We start from the raw sequence: 6525 nt of genomic DNA, 5'->3' as shown, positions 1-6525 counted from the left end.
GGCTCGCATTTTTTTTATCCAAGTCAGTAGATGGGCTAGGTCAGTGCCATCCCAAAAAATTGACCATGCCGGTCTAAGAGCAGAACGAAGAAACGGTGGTTTGGCCTTGCTAGGTAGTGATAGCGATCGCCATTCTTTATAAATCTAAGTCTGCATGCTAAATCTCATCATTCTTATTACAAATCTAAGTCCGCATCCGACTTTCTCATCATGCTATTGCCACCCTGCTATCCGGCCTAGGAAATGATGGTAGGAGAAAACGTTTAAAGCTTCGGTCACAATCTTTCGTTCACCCACAACCCAAGGCAGCGCATTCTCTCCCGATTCTTCATCGGGTGCTTGTGCTGCCGAAACAAAGCTTTAACGAATTTATCCGACATCAGATCCAAGCCTTGGGTTTTGCTTCTTTTTGCCAAGAAAAAGAAGAGAGCCCTTCGGCGGCCAGCCGAGGCAAGCCAGCGCAGCGGAAAAAGTTTACGGCAAGTGATGACACCAGCCGGTAGATGAATGCTACAAAAAAATGTCTTTTACACTTCGGTTTAAAAGGATTTTATCGTGTCCTGGCCGGACGGGCCTTTTTTCTTTTGACAGCAAAAGAAACAAAACTGCCGGCTCGCAATTTTTCTGTTAAAGTTAGTAAGTAGGCTTGGACATTGCCATCCCAAAAAATTGACCATGCCGGTCTAAGAGCAGAACGAAGAAACAGTGGTTTGGCCTTGCTGGGTAATGATAGCGATCGCCATTCTTGTTATAAATCTAAGTCTGCATCCTAATTCTCATCGTGCTATTGCCACCCTGCTATCCGGCCTAGGAAATGATGGAAGGAGAAAACGTTAAAGCTTCTTCCACAATCTTTCATACCCCACAACCCAAGGCAGCGCGTTATCTCCCGATCCTTCATCGGGTGCTTGTGCTGCCGAAAAAAGGCTTTGACGAATTTATCCGACATCAGTTCCAAGCCTTGACTTTTGCTTCTTTTTGTTAAGAAAAAGAAGAGAGCCCTTCGGCGGCCAGCCGAGGCAAGCAAGCGCAGTGGAAAACAAAAAAATCTTCTTGTCCTGGCCGGACGGGCCTTTTTTCTTTTGACAGCAAAAGAAACAAAACTGCCGGCTCGCAATTTTTTTATCCAAGTCAGTAGCTGGGCTTGGTCAGTGCCATCCCAAAAAATTGACCATGCCGGTCCAAGAGCAGAACGAAGAAACGGTGGTTTGGCCTTGCTAGGGTAGTGATAGCGATCGCCATTCTTATTATCAATCTAAGTCTGCATCCAATTTTCTCATCATGCTATGGCCACCCTGCTATCCGGCCTAGGAGATGATGGAAGGAGAAGCCGTTGAAATTTTTGCACCAACGTTCAAATTTTCCCACAACCCAAGGTAGCGCGAACGGCTCCTAAAATAAATCTTTATTAAAAGAAAATCGAGCCCTTACGCTACCGCCCATTAAATTTCGACGTGCTAATCCGACATCAGATCCAAGCCTTGAGTTATTCATAAGTTATTTATGTTTTTATAGGTATTCATGAGCTCGCAGAAAAGCTCGGTTTTGTTACTTTTTTGATCAAGCAAAAAAGTAAGAGCCCTTCGGCGGCCAGCCGAGGCAAGCCAGCGCAGCGGAAAAACAGTTCAAAAACCACCCCGCCCTGCGGGCACCCCTCCAATGGAGGGGAATTGCAATCGCATTAAAATTAACAAGCTATAATCATTTATTTCCCCGTTTGTTCTATATCCCTATCCATTTCTACCAAATCAACATCACTGAGCTCCGAAAAATCGCCAATCAGGTATTTATTAAAGTGATCTGCTAATTTCCAGAAAGCATATTCTGTCATATCTCCAAAGCCATGGCGCTGACCAGGAATAATGAGAAAATCAAATCGTTTTCCAGCTTTCATCAGTGCATTGGCTACACGAATAGAATTTGCCGGATGAACGTTATTATCTACATCACCATGCATTAATAATAAGTGTCCTTTTAAATTCTTCGCCAAATCGGGGTTTTTCTCAATACTATATTTAAATGAGGTATCTCCTTTTAAGGAAATGGTTTCTTTCACCCCATGATGTTTTTCGCTCCACCAACGATTATAAATACTGTTATCATGATTACCAGCATTTGATACTGCAGCTTTGAAAAAATCAGGATATACCAACATCGCTGCTGTAGACATGAAACCACCACCAGAATGACCTGTAATACCTACTTTCGATTCATCGATGAAAGAATATTTTGCTGCCAATTGTTCGATGGCTGTTTTCTTATCGGCCAGACCGTAGTCGCGCAAATTGCCATAACCATAAGTATGGTACCATTTAGAACGCGATGGATTGCCACCACGGTTTCCAACCGTAATGACGATATAGCCGAACTGTGCTAAACGCTCCGTACGATCCATACTTTTGCTAAAAGCCTTGTTAACGGCTTCTGTTTGTGGCCCCGGATAAACATATTCTATAATCGGATATTTTTTATTCGGATCGAAATCAAAAGGTTTATACATTACGCCATACAAATCGGTAATACCATCGTCTGCCTTTACTTTAAATGGCTCCGGATATTTATAACCAGCAGAAATTAATAAGGAAAGATCGGTAGTCTCCAATTCCATCACCTTTTTTCCGTTTCTATCATAAAGTGTAGATTTTGGTACCGTGTTTACCCTGGAATAATTATCAACGAAAAAAGTATTGTTATCATTCAGAAAACTAGCATGATCAAAATCACCAGCATTCAGCAACTTCATGTTAGAACCATCAAAGTTGATGCTGTATAAATGCAGGTAATAAGGATCTTCCTTAGCCTCTCTCCCATTTGCGGTAAAATAAAGCACACGGTTTTTCTCATCAATATTAACAATACTTTCGCAATGAAAAGCACCCTTCGTTATTTGATTTTTAAGTTTGCCATTGCCATCAAATAGATAAAAATGTGCCCAGCCATCACGCTCGCTCCAATGGATTAATTCCTTTCCGTCATTTACCAAACCCGGACGATTTACTTCCACATAGGTATTAAAGCGCTCATCAATCAGCGGTGTAACTTTACCTGTGGCAATATCAACTGTGGCAATATCAATGCGTTTTAAATCGCGACTGGTACGTGAGAAATAAAAACGACTATCATTCCCTAACCATACAGATGGGCGAAATTCGTTATCGCGATCTTTAGCTAATATTGGCTTGCTCCACACCGAGATACTTTGATCTTTAAATGCCGAAACATTTAATTTCTTATAAGATTTGGCGGCAAAATCGAAAAGCAAAACCTCATCCTGTGGCGCCTCGGCCTCACCCGGCATTTGATACTTATAGGTTTCTAAAGTTGGCCGCCCAGGCGTAACGCTATTAATTACCCAAAGATCTTTCACCTTACGGGAATCCGTTCTATCTAAAACGAAATATTTAGCATTTGGCGACCAAAGCACATAAGCACCTCTGCGCTTTTTATTGTTTTTCTCATTTTCTACATTATTTTCGCCATCGCCGTCGCTGCCATAAGAATAAAACTTAACCCCATCTTTAGTGAGCTGATGTTCTACAATAGTACTATCTTCTTCATTTTTAACCGCCTTTTTATAGTTCTCTTTATCCATCCAGTACAAGTTGTAATTACGGGAGAACACAATTGCCGATGAATCGGGTGCGACAGAACCCCAGCTTGGTTTTGGTTTTGGCTTACTAAAATTAGGCACTTCAGTTAATTTTGCAGAAGCCAGTTCATACTTAAAAGAATAAATTTTCTTCTGCATAGAATCGGCTGCTTTTTTATCTTTCCGATCTGGCTTCAATTCATCAATAGAACTTTTGACTTCGAATGAAACACTCTTTTCATCCGCAGCAAACTTTAAGTTTTCTAAAGGCAAATGCTCAGCATCAAATGGATCACGAACAATCAGCGTAATCGCTGCCGCTAACTTAGCATTATCAAAAATTTGCTTTTTGGTTTTTGCTGATGGATCTACCAAATACCAGAATTTTCCCTTCGGACTTTCGAAGGTGTACCAGAAACGGTTGCTTAATTTTAGCCAATGTGGATCAACCGAGGTTGCATACACCATCTTTTTCAATTTATTTGGAGAAAAACGTGATGCCAGTTGATAATTAGCCTTAGGTGGGGCCTGAATATTTTCGGTTAGGGTAAAAGTTTTGGTTTGTGCAGCTACAGTAAGTGATACGAATTGTGCACAAAAGAATAATTTGTAAATTTTGTTCATTAAGAATGGTTTGGAGCGGCTAAATTATTTAATTAAAGCCAATTAAAACTCTTAAAGCATGTAATAAAAACGTTATCCAGTCATATTTTATGTCGGTAAATATTTATCAACACTAGTTATTTGCTGAACAATTATTTGATAGAATTTATAGTTTTGCACACATATATATTTACTATGAAATACAGCGTACTTACCATAATAGCAGCGAGTTTAATTTTATTGACAAGTTGCCATTCAGAATCATCATCAAAAAGTTCGAATGCTACAGATTCTACAGCACAAACAAACACCATAACACCTGCAGCGACTACTCCTGTTGATGTATCAAAAATAAAAGTTGCTGATGCCAAAACCATTTTAGCCCGTAAACAAGTACCTATCCTTTGCTATCACCAGGTTAGAAACTGGAAAGCTTCTGATGGTAAAGTTGGAAAAGATTACATTGTTGAAATTCAGAATTTTAAGGATCAAATGAAGATGCTTGCAGATAGCGGCTACCATTCCATCCTTCCAGACCAGCTTTATGCTTATCTAAATACTGGCGCAGCATTACCAAGCAAACCCATCATGCTTACTTTTGATGATACCGACTTGGATCAGTTTACGATTGTAAACCCAACATTGAAAAAGCTGGGTTACAAAGCAGTGTATTTCATCATGACCGTTTCTATCGGGAGAAAAGGAAAATTTGTTGATTATATGAGCAGCGATCAAATTAAACAACTGTCAGACGAAGGAAACATAATTGGATCACATACTTACGACCATAAAAACTTCAAAAAGTATGCGGGTAAAGACTGGGAAGAACAGTTAGATAAACCAACTAAAAGGCTGGAAGAAATTACAGGAAAAAAGATGACAGAGTTTGCTTATCCATTTGGGCTGTGGAACGCCGAAGGTATTCCTGAATTGAAAAAGCGTGGGTTCAGAATGGCTTTTCAACTATCAACCAAACGTGACGAAAGAGACCCATTATTTACCATTCGCAGAATTATTGCAAGCGGTTACTGGAGTCCGAAAACATTGAGCAACAGCATAAAAAACAGTTTTTAGAATGGGATTATTTTCAGCATTATTAGGCAACGCAGGCGCGGTAAATCCTGATGACCTAGTGAAACAATACGGTGCCTTATTAATTAATGGTGAGCAGATTGAACTTGGCTTTAAACTGATTCGCGACACCTTTATTTTCACTAACAAAAGATTAATACTTATTGATAAACAAGGCATTACAGGGAACAAAACAGAATATAAAAGCATAGTTTACAAAGCCATAACCAGATTTAGTGTAGAAACCGCCGGAACTTTCGATTTAGATGCGGTATTGAACATCTGGGTTTCGAATGAAACAATACCGAGTATTCAAAAGCAGTTTAATAAATCAGTTGATGTTTATCAGGTTCAAAAAATATTAGCCCAACACGTACTTTAATCACACTATGAAACGATTTTTAGTTATTACCGTTCTTGTTCCGGCGCTTTTGGCCGCATGTCAATCAAATTCTAAAAGTAAAAAAACTGAAGATCCAGCCGTTGCTAAAACTGAAAAGATAGACACCACCAAGCAAAGGCCTGCAGATGCTAAAGCAATTTTGGCTAAACGTGAGGTACCTGTTTTATGTTATCATCAAATAAGAAATAATCTGGCCAGCGACAGTAAAAGGGCTCATGATGATATTATTGCACCAGATAAATTTAGGGAACACATAAAAATGCTGGCGGATAGTGGCTACCATACGATTTTGCCAGATCAATTGTATAATTACCTGGTTTTTAATGCCAAACTTCCAGAAAAACCAATCATCATTTCTTTCGACGATACGGATGAAGATCAATTTATAGTCGGAAATGCTACGTTGAAAAAATATGGCTTTAAAGGAGTTTATTTCATCATGACAGTTTCTATCGGGAGAAAAGGCAGGATTAGTTACATGACTAAGGAGCAAATTAAGCAGTTGGCTGATGAAGGCAATACCATCGCGAGCCATACGTATGATCACAAAAACTTCGCTCAGTTTACTGATGAAGACTGGAAAACTCAAATAGATGACCCCACTAAAAAGCTAGAGCAAATTACTGGTAAAAAGATAGAATACTTTGCTTATCCATACGGCGTTTACAAAGCTTCAACTTTACATAAATTGAAGGAACACGGTTTTAAAGCTGCTTTTATTCTTTCTACCGCCAGCGATGCGACTTACCCACTTTACACCATTCGCAGAATTATAGATCCGGGAAGATACACAGCCAAAAACCTTTATTACAGCATTAATAAAAGCTTTAACAAAACAAAATCATAAGCTCAACTGTCA

The 6525-nt window shown here is 39.5% G+C and carries 5 protein-coding genes; 4 read left to right on the top strand and 1 reads right to left on the bottom strand.

Features of this window, described 5'->3' with window-relative positions; genetic code table 11:
* Positions 1-814 precede the first annotated feature (814 nt).
* The gene (locus SOM16_RS22645; RefSeq protein WP_320466279.1) at positions 815-985 is read left to right on the top strand and encodes a hypothetical protein; all 171 of its coding nucleotides are present in this window, start codon (positions 815-817) and stop codon (positions 983-985) included.
* Positions 986-1705: 720 nt separating this feature from the next.
* On the opposite strand, the gene SOM16_RS22640 is transcribed toward SOM16_RS22645, so the two are convergent.
* The gene (locus SOM16_RS22640; RefSeq protein WP_320466278.1) at positions 1706-4213 is read right to left on the bottom strand and encodes a S9 family peptidase; all 2508 of its coding nucleotides are present in this window, start codon (positions 4211-4213) and stop codon (positions 1706-1708) included.
* 174 nt (positions 4214-4387) lie between these two features.
* Between SOM16_RS22640 and SOM16_RS22635 the strand changes: the two genes are divergently transcribed.
* From SOM16_RS22635 to SOM16_RS22625, 3 genes are read left to right on the top strand one after another with little or no spacing between them, the layout of a single operon-like run.
* On the top strand, positions 4388-5266 hold the full coding sequence (locus SOM16_RS22635; RefSeq protein WP_320466277.1) for a polysaccharide deacetylase family protein: 879 nt from the start codon (positions 4388-4390) through the stop codon (positions 5264-5266).
* Position 5267: 1 nt separating this feature from the next.
* The gene (locus SOM16_RS22630) at positions 5268-5645 is read left to right on the top strand and encodes a PH domain-containing protein (protein ID WP_320466276.1); all 378 of its coding nucleotides are present in this window, start codon (positions 5268-5270) and stop codon (positions 5643-5645) included.
* 7 nt (positions 5646-5652) lie between these two features.
* Positions 5653-6513, top strand: a complete 861-nt coding sequence (locus SOM16_RS22625) for a polysaccharide deacetylase family protein (protein ID WP_320466275.1) — start codon at positions 5653-5655, stop codon at positions 6511-6513.
* Positions 6514-6525: the final 12 nt, after the last annotated feature.

This window comes from Pedobacter sp. CFBP9032 (genome assembly GCF_034045265.1).
Taxonomy (GTDB): domain Bacteria; phylum Bacteroidota; class Bacteroidia; order Sphingobacteriales; family Sphingobacteriaceae; genus Pedobacter.
This window is presented reverse-complemented; position numbering and strand designations above follow the sequence as displayed.